Here is a 13,047-nt window from a genome sequence, read left to right on the forward strand (position 1 = left end):
GTTCTCTTCTAATTGTCGACGCGGTGCGGGGTGATCCCTGTTCTACCGGTGTGGCCGCGTGGCGGGGCCCGTCCGATCAGGACGTGACCTTGAACCGGGCCACCGATTGCTTCAGCGCTTCCGCCGACCGCGACAGCTCATGCACCATCTGGGCGGTGGAACGCGTACCGTCGGAGGTCTGCTCGGTCACCGCGAAGATGTGCTGGATGTTGGCGCCGACCTCGTTGGCGGCGCGCGCTTCGTTCTGCGCGACCGTCGAGATCTGGCCGATCAGGTCGTCCAGGCGACGCGACACCGAGTCGATGTCTTCCAGCGCGCGACCGGCCGCGTCGGACAGCTTCGTCCCCTCGACCACCCCCAGCGTGGAGCGCTCCATGGCGGCCACCGCATCGTGCGTGTCCGTCTGAATGGTCTTGACCAGCGCCGCGATCCGGCGCGTCGCGTCGGCGGAACGTTCCGCCAGACGCTGCACTTCTTCCGCCACGACCGAGAAGCCGCGACCCGCTTCGCCGGCCGACGCCGCCTGGATGGCCGCGTTCAGCGCCAGCACGTTGGTCTGCTCGGTAATGTCCGAGATCAGCTCGGTGATCTCGCCAATTTCCTGCGAGGACTCGCCCAGCCGCTTGATGCGCTTGGACGTCTCCTGGATGTGGTCGCGGATCTGGTTCATACCGCCGATGTTGTTCTGCATCGCCTCCAGACCCTGCTCGGCCGCTTCCCGCGACTGGCGGGCCACGTCGGCGGTCTGCTGGGCCTGCGCGGACACCTGGTTGATCCGGTGCGCCATCTGCAGCACGGCCTCGCCGGTGGCGCGGATCTCGTGCAGCTGTTCGGTCGACGCGGCCAGCAGTTCGGTCGAGGTCTGGTCGACCTGCGCGGTCGTGTCCGTCACCCGGACCGCCGTCGTCTGCACCTGATGCACCAGCGAGCGCAGTTCTTCCACGGTGTAGTTCACCGAGTCGGCGATCGCGCCCGTGATGTCCTCGGTCACGGTCGCCTGGTGCGTCAGGTCGCCTTCCGCCACCGTCTGCAGTTCGTTCATCAGTCGCAGAATCGCGGCCTGGTTCGCGTCGTTGACGCGCTTGGCTTCCTGCTCCTGCGCCTCGGCTTCACGACGCTGTTCTTCCGCCATCTGGGCACGACGCGACTGGTCGGACACGTACAGCCGCAGGAAGCCGACCGAACCGATCACCAGCACCGCCAGCGAGGCCAGCATGGCGATCAGCACCGCCGGATTCAGACCGCCGGCGGATTCCAGGCCGACGCCCAGGTCGTCCAGGTCCTTGCGAAGCAATTCCGAGTCATTGAGCATCGCCGTCTGCGCTTCCCGCGCAGACACCAGGCCCTGCAGGTTCGACAGGATGGCAGTGGCCTGCGAGCGGGTCTGGTCGTACTGCGACAGCAGCACCTTCAGACGTTCGCGCACCTGCGCGTCCTTGGCGCCGTTCAGGCGCAGCTCGGGGTTGCCGTTCAGCAGCGCCTGGGCGATCTCGCGGAACGCGTTCAAGTCCTTGCCGAGCAGGAACACAGCCTCCGGGCTCACGCCTTCCTGCGTCAGGAATTCGTTGGCGGACTTGCCGATCCGCTGGGTCAGCATCACCAGCTGACCGACCGCGGCGACTTCGCCCGTCGGCGCCGAGCTCTGCAGCGACAGCGAGGCCACGGCCTCGGCGCTCTCCAGCAGGTCCGACGACTGCCGGTTGATCGCGCGCAGCGCGGCGCCGACCTGCGTCAACACCTTTTCCTGCGCCAGCATGACCTTGGTGTTCTTGTCGGCGCGCGCCACCATCGGGGCGATCTTCTCGAGCAGCGGATCGACCGAGCCCGGCGCCTTGGCCAGCTCACCGCTGCCGTCGCGCAGCGAGCCGATCACGCCGGTCAGGATCTCCGACGCTTCCTTCATTTCCGGGAACGCGTTCTTGTTGCCCAGCAGCGCGGTCGAGACCGCCTTCGCCAGACGCTGCGACTGCGTCGCTGCCTGACCCGCGCCGCGCACCTGCGCCGCGGAGCGGTTCGAACTGATCAGCGACCAGGACACCGTCAGCGTCGTGCCGATCAGACCGGCGGCCACCAGCGCCGTCAGCAGGCCGGTGCGGCGCTGCTCGGGCTGGCGGGCCACGGCCGGCATCGGCGTCGGCGATTCCGGGGCGGACGCCGAGGGCTGATAGCCCGCGGACGTGTCCTGGAACTCCGGCGTGGGCTGCGCCGTGGTGATGATCGAGGGCTGGAAGTCTTGCGTGTCCTCCGGCGCCGAGCCCGCGTCGGTCTGCGGACCGGCGTCGAAGTCGTCGTTGCCCTCGTTCTTGCCCTTGTTCTTGATCTTGTCCAGGAAGCTCATCTCACCCTCGTTTGATCTCGTTCGTCGAATCGGCGCCTGTGACGGGACCGTCGTCTGGCTATCAGTTCAAAACAATGCGCAGGAATTGCGGATGCTGCGTCAGCGCATCCAGGTCCAGCACTTGCCAGCGCCGGCCCTGCCCGTCGCGCATGCGGGCAGGAGCGAAATCGGGATGGCCGCCCGCATCGGGCTCGGCCTGGAGCTGTTCATCGCCGCGCAAGCCCAGCAGCTGGTCCACCAGCAGCGCGCAGTTGATGCCCAGTTCCGGATTGATCGACACCAGCCGGTGGGCCGATGTCAGCGGGGCCGGGCCCCGCAGGCCCAGGAAGGCCGACAGATCCACGACCGTATGCAGACCGCCCCGCAAGTTGGCCACGCCCAGCATCCAAGGTTGCGTGTACGGGACCGCCTGAAGCGGCACCGGCGTGAAAATTTCGCCGGATTGCTTGAGCGGAAGCAGCAGGCCGAGGCCCGCGCATTCGACCGCCAGCCAACTCGCGGCCTGCGGCGCCTCACGCGCCGCCTGCATGCGCTGCGCCAGCCGTTGTTGAAGTTCGCGCAGCGCTTGCTTGTTGGCCATGATGTCAGCCCAGCGCCTTGATCTTGGCCAGCAGCTCGTCGGCCTTGACCGGCTTGACGACGTAGTCGCGCGCGCCCTGGCGCATGCCCCAGACCTTGTCGGTTTCCTGGTTCTTGCTCGTGCACATGATCACCGGGACGTCGGCATAACGCTCGTCACGGGTGATGGCGCGGGTCAGTTGGAAGCCGTTCTGACCGGGCATGACCACGTCCATCAGGATGAGGTCGGGCTTTTCCTCGGCCAGGCGCTTCATCGCCTCTTCGCCGTTCTCGGCGGTGCGCACGGTGAAGCCGCGTTTGGTCAGCAGGTCGCTCAGCGCGTGCAGCTCGGTCTTCGAATCGTCGACCAGCAGGATCTTGTGGATGGGCATGGGATCTCCCTCTGTCTTGGCTCGTGTCGATTCGCGTCGGTGGATTCGTCGTTCGAGCCAGGCGTGAGCGTCGTTGGATGTCGTGGATGAGGTCGTTGAAAGCGGGCTGTCCGTCGAGCCGGTCAGCCCACCTGGCAATGCTGTCGGACCGCCTGCAGCAGTTGGTCCTTCGTGAAGGGCTTGGTCAGGTAGTCCTGTGAGCCGACCATCCGGCCGCGGGCCTTGTCGAACAGGCCGTCCTTGGACGACAGCATGATCACGGGCACCGACGCGAACTGCGGGTTGCGCTTGATGATGGCGCAGGTCTGGTAACCATCCAGGCGCGGCATCAGGATGTCGCAGAACACGAGGTCCGGCTGGTAATCGCTCAGCTTGGCCAGCGCGTCGAAACCGTCTTCGGCCAGGACGACCTCATGGCCGCCCTGCTTCAGGAAGATCTCGGCGCTGCGGCGGATCGTGTTGCTGTCATCGATGACCAGCACCTTGGTCGCCGTGCGGGGGCTTGCGCTGGAATCCAAGCTCTTCTCCGTATTGTTCAGACAATGGTTGTCAAAGAGATTTCAGGCTCGCGACAGGCGCCGAGCACTGGAAGGAACGCCGGATGATCGAGGACCGGCACCTGGCCGAAAGCTCGATGCGAGGGTCAGATCTGGACCATTTCGAAGTCTTCCTTGCGGGCGCCGCATTCAGGACAGGTCCAGTTCATGTCGACATCTTCCCAGCGCGTGCCGGCAGCGATGCCGTGTTCAGGGTCGCCCACGGCCTCGTCGTACATCCAGCCGCAGATCAGGCACATCCAGGTCCTTGCTTCGCTCACGATGGGTTGACTTTGCATCACTACAATGATCGAAAGATTGTAGCCATGCCCCCGGTCAGGCCCGGGGGGCGGAAGTACCGATGAAACAACAGTCGGTTGCGGTGCTTCTTCACGTTATGCGCACCAGTTCACGGCTTATCGCCGAACCATTCATGAGCCGCCCAGACCCGCACCAACAAGATCCCCAGGACGCCGCCGCGATCGATGACCAGGACTCGCCGCCCCCGGCCTGCGTGATGAGCTTCAACGCGTCCGACCCCAGCGGTGCGGGCGGCAGCGCGGGCGACGTCGCCACCATCGCCGCCATGGGCGCGCACGCCCTGCCGGTCGTCACCGCCATCGTCATGCGCGACACCGCCGAGGTCTTCGACCACCAGACCCTGGACGGCGACTGCATCGTCGAGCAGGCGCGCTCCATCCTCGAGGACGTCCCGGTCGCCGCCTGGAAGGTCGGCTTCCTGGGCAGCGCCGAAGGCGTCTCCTCGGTCGCCGAGGTCCTGTCCGACTATCCCGACGTGCCGCTGGTGGCCTACCTGCCTAGCATCTCCTGGCTGGACGAGGAACAGCAGCAGAGCTACCTCGACGCGTTCCGGGAGCTGGTGCTGCCGCAGACGCTGGTGCTGGTCGGCAACCAGAAGACGCTGAGCGACTGCCTGCTGCCCGACTGGGACGCGGACCGCCCGGCGTCCCCGCGCGAGCTGGCCGTCGCCGCGCAGCAACACGGCGCCGCCAACGTCCTGGTGACCGGCATCCAATTGCCCAACCAGTACATCGACAACGTGCTGGCCAACTCCCAGGGCGCGATCACCGGGGAGAAATTCGAGCGTTTCGAGGCCAGCTTCGTCGGCTCGGGCGACACGCTGTCGGCGGCGCTGGCGGCGCTGCTGTCGGTCGGCTCGGAGCCGCACGACGCCGTCGGCGAGGCGCTCGCCTTCCTCGACCAGTCGCTGGAGGCGGGCTTCCGCCCCGGCATGGGCAACGTCGTGCCGGACCGCTTCTTCTGGGCGCTGCCGCCCGGCGAGGAGGGGGAGGAAGGCGCCGAGACCGCGCCGGCCACCGACGAGATGCCGATCGACGAGCCGCCCAGCCGCGGCCCTCGCCGCATCCATTGAGACCGCCGAGGGCGCCCGCGCGGCGCCCTTGTCCTTTTCCGCCTTGAGTTGGCCGAGCGCCACGCAGCACCGGATTTCCCCATGAGCCAGAACGAGACCCTGTTCGCCCGCGCCCAGCGCGTCATTCCCGGCGGCGTGAATTCGCCGGTGCGCGCCTTCCGCGCGGTCGGCGGCACACCGCGCTTCATCACGCGCGGCGAAGGCGCCTACATCGTCGACGCCGACGGCAAGCGCTACATCGACTACATCGGCTCCTGGGGCCCGATGATCCTGGGCCACGGCCATCCGGCGGTCGTCGAGGCGGTCCAGAAGGCCGTGCTGGAGGGCTTCTCCTTCGGCGCGCCGACCGAGCGCGAGGTCGAACTGGCCGAGGAGATCCTGGCGCTGGTCCCCAGCTGCGAGCAGGTCCGCCTGGTCAGCTCCGGCACCGAGGCGACGATGAGCGCGATCCGGCTGGCCCGCGGCGCGACGCAGCGCAACAAGTTCATCAAGTTCGAGGGCTGCTACCACGGCCACACCGACGCGCTGCTGGTGAAGGCAGGCTCGGGCCTGGCGACCTTCGGTCACCCGACCTCGGCCGGCGTGCCAGAGGCGACGGCGCAGCACACCATCGTGCTGGAGTACAACAACGTCGCCCAGCTGGAAGAGGCCTTCGCCCTGCACGGCCCGGAACTGGCCTGCGTGATCGTCGAGCCGATCGCCGGCAACATGAACTTCGTGCGCGCCAGCGTGCCCTTCATGACCCGGATGCGCGAGCTGTGCCGCGAGCACGGCGCCCTGCTGGTGCTGGACGAGGTGATGACCGGTTTCCGCGTCGGCCTGCGCAGCGCGCAGGGCGTGTACGCCGACCTGATCCCCGGTTTCGTGCCGGACATCAGCGTGTTCGGCAAGGTCATCGGCGGCGGCATGCCGCTGGCGGCCTTCGGCGCGAGCCGCGAGATCATGCGCCACCTGGCCCCGCTGGGCGGTGTCTACCAGGCGGGCACGCTGTCGGGCAACCCGGTGGCGACCGCCTGCGGCCTGGCGACGCTGCGCGAGATCAAGAAGCCCGGATTCTTCGATGCCCTGTCGGCGCGCACGCGCCGTCTGGTCGACGGCCTGAAGACCGTGGCGGCCGAGAACGGCGTGCCGTTCAGCGCCGACAGCGAAGGCGGCATGTTCGGCTTCTTCCTGATGCCGGAGCTGCCGCAGAACTACACGACCGTCATGACGACGGACAAGGAGCGCTTCAACCGCTTCTTCCACGCGATGCTGGACGCCGGCGTGTACCTGGCGCCGGCGCTCTACGAGGCCGGCTTCGTGTCCGCCGCGCACACCGATGCGGACATCGACGCCACGCTGGAAGCAGCCCGCGCCGCACTGCGCTGAGCGCGTCGGCAGACCGGGCGGGCGGCCCGGTTGCCGGTTCGGGAAAGCCTGGCCTCGGCAAACACTGAGCCAGCCCTGTCGCGATCCTTTCAAACCGCGACAGGCATTACGCTTGCTTACCGATTGGTACAGCAGCTGAGAGACAGACATGCATATCCACATCCTTGGCATCTGCGGCACCTTCATGGGCGGCCTGGCGGCCCTCGCCCGTGAAGCCGGCCACACGGTGACCGGTTGCGATGCCAACGTCTATCCGCCGATGTCGACGCAGCTCGAGGCCCTCGGCATCGAGCTGATCCAGGGCTTCGGCGCGGAACAGCTGGCCCTCAAGCCCGATCTGTTCGTGATCGGCAACGTGGTGACGCGCTCGTCCGAGGGACGCTTCCCGCTGATGGAGGCCATCCTCGACGCCGGCCTGCCCTACACCAGCGGACCGCAATGGCTCGCGGAGCACGTGCTCCAGGGCAGGCACGTGCTGGCGGTCGCCGGCACGCACGGCAAGACCTCGACGAGCTCGATGCTGACCTGGATCCTGGAATCGGCGGGCCTGGCGCCGGGTTTCCTGATCGGCGGCGTGCCGCAGAACTTCGGTGTCTCGGCGCGCCTGGGCGGCGGCAGCTTCTTCGTCATCGAGGCCGACGAGTACGACACCGCCTTCTTCGACAAGCGCAGCAAGTTCGTCCACTACCGCCCGCGCACGGCGATCCTGAACAACCTCGAGCACGACCACGCCGACATCTTCCCGGACCTGACCGCGATCGAGACCCAGTTCCACCACTTGGTGCGAACGGTGCCCGCATCGGGGCGGCTGGTCGTCAACGCGCGCGAGGAAGCGCTGCAGCGCGTGCTGTCGCGCGGCTGCTGGAGCGAGGTGCAACGCTTCGGCGCCCGCAAGGAGGAGCCCGGCGCGCTGCGCGCGCGCGGCGAGCCTCAGTCCTTCGACGTGCTGCGCGGCAGCCTGAAGGTCGGCCACGTCAACTGGGAGCTGCTTGGCGAGCACAACCAGCTCAACGCGCTGGCGGCGATCGCCGCGGCGGAGCACGTCGGCGTCGATGCCGGGCAGGCAGCGGCATCGCTGGACAGCTTCAAGAACGTGCGCCGGCGGCTGGAACTGCGCGGCGAGGTGCGCGGCATCAAGGTCTACGACGACTTCGCGCACCACCCGACGGCCATCCACACGACCGTCGACGGCCTGCGCCGCCGGATCGCGCCGCAGGAACGCATCCTGGCGGTCTTCGAGCCGCGTTCGAACACGATGAAGCTGGGCACGATGAAGGCGCAACTCCCCTGGGCGCTGGAGGAAGCCGACCTGAGCTTCTGCAACCAGGACGGCCTGACCTGGGACGCACGCGAGGCACTGGCCCCGCTCGGCGAGCAGGGCCTGGTGGGCGCGAACGTCGACGACCTGGTGGCGATGGTCAAGCGCGCGGCCAAGCCCGGCGATCATGTGCTGTGCATGAGCAACGGCGGCTTCGGCGGCATCCACGAAAAGCTGCTGGACGCGCTGAAGTAAACCGGCGATCCTGCGCCGCCGGCCCGGTTTGCATCGGCGGCGGATGGGCACGCCGCGTGCCGATCCGGCGATCCCCGCCCCCTGCAAGATCCTTCAAGATTCCCGAGGAGCGACTTCACGATGAGTGGTCCTGGCAAGCTGGTGCCTGCGCTGCAGAACCGGTCCTTCCTGTGCCTGCTGGCGCTGGTGACGGTGGCGTTCGGCTGGATCGTGTGGCCGATGATGAGCGCGATCCTGTGGGGCGTGGCGCTGGCCATCGTGTTCCAGCCGCTGTATCGCAAGCTGCTGCGCAAGACGAAGCGGCCCGGGCCGTCGGCGGGGCTGACGATCCTCGTGATCCTGCTGCTGGTCGTGCTGCCGATGACCTACGTGATGGGCGCGCTGGTGCGGGAGGCGGCGGTCGTCTTCGAGATGGTCAAGTCCGGCCAGTTCAACTTCAACACCTATGTGGCGCAGATCTACGCGGCGCTGCCGTCGTGGCTGCTCGACGTGCTGGAGCGGCTGGGCCTGCACAACCTGGCGAACCTGCAGGAGAAGCTGGGCAGCGCGCTGAACCAGGGCAGCCAGTTCATGGCGACGAAGGCGCTGGGTTTCGGGCAGGACACCTTCGATTTCCTGGTGAGTTTCTTCGTGATGCTCTACCTGCTCTACTTCCTGCTGCGCGACGGCGAGCAGCTCTCGACGCGCATCCGCGATGCGCTGCCGCTGCAGGACTCGTACAAGCGCCAGCTGGGCGAGAAGTTCCGGACGGTGATCCGCGCGACGGTCAAGGGCAACATCGCCGTGGCGGCGATCCAGGGCGCGCTGGGCGGTATCGCGTTCTGGGTGCTGGGCATTCACGCGCCGGTGCTGTGGGCGGTGCTGATGGCCTTCCTGTCGCTGCTGCCCGCGGTCGGCGCGGCGCTGGTGTGGGCGCCGGTGGCGATCTACCTGCTGTCGACCGGGCACGTCGGCTCCGGCATCGGCCTGATCGTCTTCGGCACCGTGGTCATCGGCCTGGTGGACAACCTGCTGCGGCCGCTGCTGGTCGGCAAGGACACCAAGATGCCGGACTACGTGGTGCTGCTGTCGACGCTGGGCGGGATGGCGGTGTTCGGCATCAACGGCTTCGTCATCGGCCCGCTGATCGCGGCGATGTTCATCGCGGTCTGGGACATCGTCGCGGCCGAACGGCGCTATCCGGTCGGGGACAACCACTGACCGGCCAGCGCCCGCACCAACGAATAAGGCCGGCTTTCGCCGGCCTTTGCGTTGCTGGGCGTGCGACCGCGAGGCCGCTCGCCTGGCATCACGTCCGCGTCATCGTCGCCTTCAGCACGCTGCTGAGGAAGTCCAGGCTTTCCGCCAGGTGCGCGCGGGTCTCGATCGAGCCCTTGCCCTGCGCGGCGCGCAGGTCGCTCTGCAGCTGCACGGCGTGCAGGCGCAGCACCGCGTAGGCATCGGCGAACTGGCCTGAGGCCGCGCCGCTCTTGGTCAGGTTGGCCTGGATGCGACGCAGGTACTCGCGCTGCAGGTTGCGGCGCAGCGGATCGATCTCCGCGCCGGTCTTGAGCTCGCTCCAGATCGAGGCCTGCAGCGTGCCGTAGACCTCGCCGATCGTGATCAGGCCCTTGCGCTGCGACACCGGCACGTAGGCCGGCAGCTCCATCAGGCGGATCGCCGTCTGCGCCTGCAGCAGCCGGTCCAGCGACCCCAGCTGCACCCGCGCCACCGCCGCCGGGATGTTCACGAAGCCCGCGCGCATGAACTCGACATAGTCGGTCGTGATCGAGGTCAGGAACTCCGGCTTGAAGCGGAAGCTGTCGGCGCTGAAGATGCCCTGCGCCAGGAAGCGCAGCGCCTCGCGCTGCTTGGCCGGATCGACCGGCCGCATCGCCGCGACCGACGCGCCCGGCACGTCGCGGTGCGTGTACATGCCGCCGACGTACTTGCCCACCAGGTCCGACGCGCGCGCCAGCTGGTTGAAGCCGCTGGCCAGTTGCCGGCGCTGGCGCAGCGGATCGTCGCCCGCTTCTGGCGTCCGGTTCTGCACGCGCGTCCACAGCTCCTGCGTCAGCTTCAGGCGCTTGCGGAAGTAGGCCATCGGGTCGTCGCCGAGGTCGAAGCGGTTGATCGTCGGATCCATGCCGTCGAACGGACCGAAGCCGCCGGCGTCGGTGTCGTCCGCGTACGCATGACCCGGCAGCGTGTTCTGCGCGGCGACGCGCTTGAGCTCCGCCTCTTCCTGCTCCTTGGGCACCTGCTTGTAGGCGTACTCGATCGCCCAGTAGTCGTAGGTGCCCAGCGTCGTGTTGTTGTAGGTGGTCGGCGCCTCGCCCTCCAGCGGGATGTTGTAGGCGTTGTAGTCCATCACCGAGGCCGACAGGCCGTTGGCGTCGGTCCAGGCCTTGTCCTTGAGCTGCGCCTGCGTCACCTGCGTCGAGGCCTTGAAGTTGTGCTTCAGGCCGAGCGTGTGACCCACCTCATGCATGATCACGTCCTTGATCCGGGCCTGGATGAAGGCGTCGGCTTCGGGGCTGTCCGGCGCGATGTCGCCGCGAGCCTCGAGCACGTCCAGCGCGAAGTCCATCTCCGCCGCCGCGTCGTGCGCGTAGGTGCAGTAGGTCGCGTTGCGACCCTCGCGCCAGCCCTGGTTCAGCGCGGCCAGCGCCTGCGCCTCTTCCGCCAGCGTCGACACCTGACCGCCGGCCATGCCGCGCGGCGCGTCTTCCGCGATGAAGGCGCGGCCGCCGCGGGCGAACACGTCGCTCATGCCGATGTCGGCGTCCAGGATCTCGCCGGTGCGCGGGTCCAGATGGCTCGGGCCGATCGCGAAGCCCACGTCGGAGCCGACGAACCAGCGGATCGACGCGTGCGACGCGTCCATGTTGTCCCAGTCCGCGTCATCGGGCTGCTGCTTGGCCACGACCGCGTTCTTGAAGCCGATCTTCTCGAAGGCCTTGTTCCATTCCAGGATGCCGGCCTCGACCGCGGGGCGGTACTTCGGCGGGATGTTCTTGTCCATCCAGTAGGTGATGGGCTGCACCGGCTCGGACAAGGCCGCCGCCGGGTCCTTCTTCTCCAGGCGCCAGCGCGCGATGTAGTGGACGCGCGGATTGGGCTTGGCGTCGTCGCTCAGGTCGGTGAAGGACTCGGTGAAGTGACCCAGGCGGCCGTCGGCGCGGCGCGTGGCCATCTTCTCTTCCGGCAGCGCGCGGAAGTTGTAGACGAAGCCCATGAACATCGAGCGCGGATCCGGCAGCGCCTGCGGCGGCGTCGGCATCGGGACCGGCGGAGCCACCAGCGGCGGCGCGGGGATGCGCGGCGTGAAGTAGTGGACCTTGGCGTTCAGCGTCGTGAGCTGCGCGTCGGCGCGGGTGTGCTCGAAGTACGAGTTGCCGCGGTCGACGTTGTAAGGCAGCCGGTAGGCCATTTCCAGGCGCGTGGACATGCCGGGGATGTCGCTCAGCAGCAGGCCGGCGTCGACCAGGAAGGCCTTGCGCTCGGGGTGGTCCGCGCTGGCGACCGGACCGGCCGCGATCAGGCTGGGCGAGAACGCCTCCTCGCCGGCGCGCTTGCCGCCGCCCTCGGCGCGGAACGCCGTGTTCAGCGCGATCAGCTGGATCGAATTGCCGACGCGGCGCCACTCGGCCAGGATCTCCGGGCCCATCTGGCTGGCGTAGAAGCCGCGCTCGCCGATCGAGCTCGTGATGTTGATGGTGAACAGGAAGGGCTTGTTCAGCATCGCCCGCGGGATCTCGAGCCAGACCTTCTCGTCCTTGCGCAGGATCGGGAAGAGGCCGTCGTCGCGCTTGGTGTCGCGGCTGACTTCGGCGAAGGGCTTCGGCGCGGTCGGATCGGCGGCGGGACGCGGCGCCGTCATCGGCGACGAAGCGCCCGGCTGGCCCGGTGCCCCCGAGGCGGCGCTGGCCGGCGGCTGCGCCGCCTGCGCAGTCGGCGCGGTGGTGGAGGTGCCGGCCGGGCCGGTCGTGGCGCAGGCGGTGAGCAGCAGCGCCGCGGCGGCGATGGCCGTCAGCTGGATCGTGTCCCTGTGGATCATGGATCGATGTGGTCGTGGGTCCGTCCTGGAGGGGCCGGACCGAGTTGAGAAAGCGGGCGTTGCGGTCGTTGCGCCGCATGGGCCCCGGTGAAGCGGGCAATGTGCGGGGCCGGGGCCCTCGCGTCAATGCGCACTAACGAGCGCGCAGCCCCTGCGAATCGCGCGCTTGGCGATGATCGCCCACGTCGACGTCCGCCCACCCGTGCCGGAAGTGACCCGGCCACCCGGCGCGGGGGGTGCCGCCTACACTGCCCCGCCATGAGTCCCCCCTCCTCCGCTCCGGCCGCGCAGCCCTCCCCCACCGAGCCCGCCGTCGCCCGTCGCACCCACCTCCTCTACCTGCACGGGTTCCGCTCGTCGCCGCGTTCGGCGAAGGCCTTGCGGATGGCGCGATGGACGGCGGAACACCGTCCGGACCTGGTCTTCGTGTGCCCGCAGCTGCCGCCGTCGCCGCGCGAGGCGATGGCGCTCGTCGACACGCTGATCCGCGACTGGCCGCGCGACACGATGGCCGTGATGGGAAGTTCGCTCGGCGGGTTCTATGCCACCTGGGTCGCGCAGCACACCGGCGCGCGGACCGTGCTGCTGAATCCGGCTGTGGATCCGGCCCGGGACCTCGCCCACTACATCGGCGAACAGACCTGCTGGCAGAACCCGGAGGAGCGCTTCTTCTTCCGGCCCGAGTTCGTCGACGAACTCGTCGCGCTGAATGCAGGCGCGCTGGCGCATCCCGACCGGATGCTCGCGGTGATCGCCAAGGGCGACGAGGTGCTCGACTGGCGCGAGATGCACGCGCGCTACGCGTCCTGCCGGATCAAGCTGCTCGAAGGCAGCGACCATGGCCTGGCCGACTTCGACGACTACCTGGACGAACTGACCGCCTTCCTCGGCCTCTGACCGGCGATTGGAA

The 13,047-nt window shown here is 68.3% G+C and carries 11 protein-coding genes; 5 read left to right on the forward strand and 6 right to left on the reverse strand.

All coding sequences use genetic code 11. The features are described 5' to 3' along the window. Positions 1–76: 76 nt before the first annotated feature. The 5 genes from AC07PR_RS18090 to AC07PR_RS18110 form a co-directional block, all read right to left on the reverse strand. Positions 77–2,338 (reverse strand): methyl-accepting chemotaxis protein, encoded by a 2,262-nt coding sequence (locus tag AC07PR_RS18090; protein WP_377160252.1) that lies wholly within the window; start codon positions 2,336–2,338, stop codon positions 77–79. Positions 2,339–2,399: 61 nt separating this feature from the next. Beyond that, entirely contained in the window at positions 2,400–2,918 is a 519-nt protein-coding gene (locus tag AC07PR_RS18095; protein ID WP_377160250.1) for a chemotaxis protein CheW, read from the reverse strand. Positions 2,919–2,922: 4 nt separating this feature from the next. After that, complete coding sequence (locus AC07PR_RS18100; protein ID WP_088406380.1) at positions 2,923–3,288, reverse strand: response regulator transcription factor; 366 nt, start codon at positions 3,286–3,288, stop codon at positions 2,923–2,925. A 122-nt stretch (positions 3,289–3,410) separates the two neighbouring features. Continuing rightward, positions 3,411–3,806 carry a response regulator gene (locus tag AC07PR_RS18105; protein WP_331615093.1) on the reverse strand — a complete coding sequence of 132 codons (396 nt, stop codon included), beginning with the start codon at positions 3,804–3,806 and terminating at the stop codon, positions 3,411–3,413. A 125-nt stretch (positions 3,807–3,931) separates the two neighbouring features. Beyond that, positions 3,932–4,123 (reverse strand): rubredoxin, encoded by a 192-nt coding sequence (locus AC07PR_RS18110; protein ID WP_088406382.1) that lies wholly within the window; start codon positions 4,121–4,123, stop codon positions 3,932–3,934. A 134-nt stretch (positions 4,124–4,257) separates the two neighbouring features. On the opposite strand from AC07PR_RS18110, the gene thiD reads away from it, so the two are divergent. The 4 genes from thiD to AC07PR_RS18130 all read left to right on the forward strand — a co-directional run bounded on the left by thiD (position 4,258) and on the right by AC07PR_RS18130 (position 9,298). Continuing rightward, positions 4,258–5,217: a bifunctional hydroxymethylpyrimidine kinase/phosphomethylpyrimidine kinase gene (gene thiD / locus AC07PR_RS18115; RefSeq protein WP_377160246.1), complete on the forward strand. Its 960-nt coding sequence runs from the start codon at positions 4,258–4,260 to the stop codon at positions 5,215–5,217. Between the two features lie 81 nt (positions 5,218–5,298). After that, entirely contained in the window at positions 5,299–6,585 is a 1,287-nt protein-coding gene (gene hemL / locus AC07PR_RS18120) for a glutamate-1-semialdehyde 2,1-aminomutase (RefSeq protein ID WP_495136109.1), read from the forward strand. A 148-nt stretch (positions 6,586–6,733) separates the two neighbouring features. Beyond that, positions 6,734–8,098, forward strand: a complete 1,365-nt coding sequence (gene mpl, locus AC07PR_RS18125) for a UDP-N-acetylmuramate:L-alanyl-gamma-D-glutamyl-meso-diaminopimelate ligase (protein WP_431100153.1) — start codon at positions 6,734–6,736, stop codon at positions 8,096–8,098. A gap of 120 nt (positions 8,099–8,218) precedes the next feature. Continuing rightward, positions 8,219–9,298, forward strand: coding sequence for an AI-2E family transporter (locus tag AC07PR_RS18130; RefSeq protein WP_377160240.1), 1,080 nt, complete (start codon positions 8,219–8,221; stop codon positions 9,296–9,298). A gap of 88 nt (positions 9,299–9,386) precedes the next feature. Here the strand turns inward: AC07PR_RS18130 and AC07PR_RS18135 are convergent, their stop codons facing one another. Then, positions 9,387–12,137 carry a zinc-dependent metalloprotease gene (locus AC07PR_RS18135; RefSeq protein WP_495136110.1) on the reverse strand — a complete coding sequence of 917 codons (2,751 nt, stop codon included), beginning with the start codon at positions 12,135–12,137 and terminating at the stop codon, positions 9,387–9,389. A 258-nt stretch (positions 12,138–12,395) separates the two neighbouring features. On the opposite strand from AC07PR_RS18135, the gene AC07PR_RS18140 reads away from it, so the two are divergent. After that, entirely contained in the window at positions 12,396–13,034 is a 639-nt protein-coding gene (locus AC07PR_RS18140) for a YqiA/YcfP family alpha/beta fold hydrolase (protein WP_495136111.1), read from the forward strand. The last annotated feature ends 13 nt before the right edge of the window (positions 13,035–13,047 follow it).

The sequence above is a fragment of the Roseateles sp. GW821-FHT09H11 genome (assembly GCF_059415845.1).

What these genes read in the sequence shown, in the direction of transcription:
- AC07PR_RS18090 (WP_377160252.1), bottom strand. Translation starts at nt 2,338, where the DNA reads ATGAGCTTCCTGGACAAGATCAAGAACAAGGGCAAGAACGAGGGCAAC.
- AC07PR_RS18095 (WP_377160250.1), bottom strand. Translation starts at nt 2,918, where the DNA reads ATGGCCAACAAGCAAGCGCTGCGCGAACTTCAACAACGGCTGGCGCAG.
- AC07PR_RS18100 (WP_088406380.1), bottom strand. Translation starts at nt 3,288, where the DNA reads ATGCCCATCCACAAGATCCTGCTGGTCGACGATTCGAAGACCGAGCTG.
- AC07PR_RS18110 (WP_088406382.1), bottom strand. Translation starts at nt 4,123, where the DNA reads ATGCAAAGTCAACCCATCGTGAGCGAAGCAAGGACCTGGATGTGCCTG.
- thiD (WP_377160246.1), top strand. Translation starts at nt 4,258, where the DNA reads ATGAGCCGCCCAGACCCGCACCAACAAGATCCCCAGGACGCCGCCGCG.
- hemL (WP_495136109.1), top strand. Translation starts at nt 5,299, where the DNA reads ATGAGCCAGAACGAGACCCTGTTCGCCCGCGCCCAGCGCGTCATTCCC.
- mpl (WP_431100153.1), top strand. Translation starts at nt 6,734, where the DNA reads ATGCATATCCACATCCTTGGCATCTGCGGCACCTTCATGGGCGGCCTG.
- AC07PR_RS18130 (WP_377160240.1), top strand. Translation starts at nt 8,219, where the DNA reads ATGAGTGGTCCTGGCAAGCTGGTGCCTGCGCTGCAGAACCGGTCCTTC.
- AC07PR_RS18135 (WP_495136110.1), bottom strand. Translation starts at nt 12,137, where the DNA reads ATGATCCACAGGGACACGATCCAGCTGACGGCCATCGCCGCCGCGGCG.
- AC07PR_RS18140 (WP_495136111.1), top strand. Translation starts at nt 12,396, where the DNA reads ATGAGTCCCCCCTCCTCCGCTCCGGCCGCGCAGCCCTCCCCCACCGAG.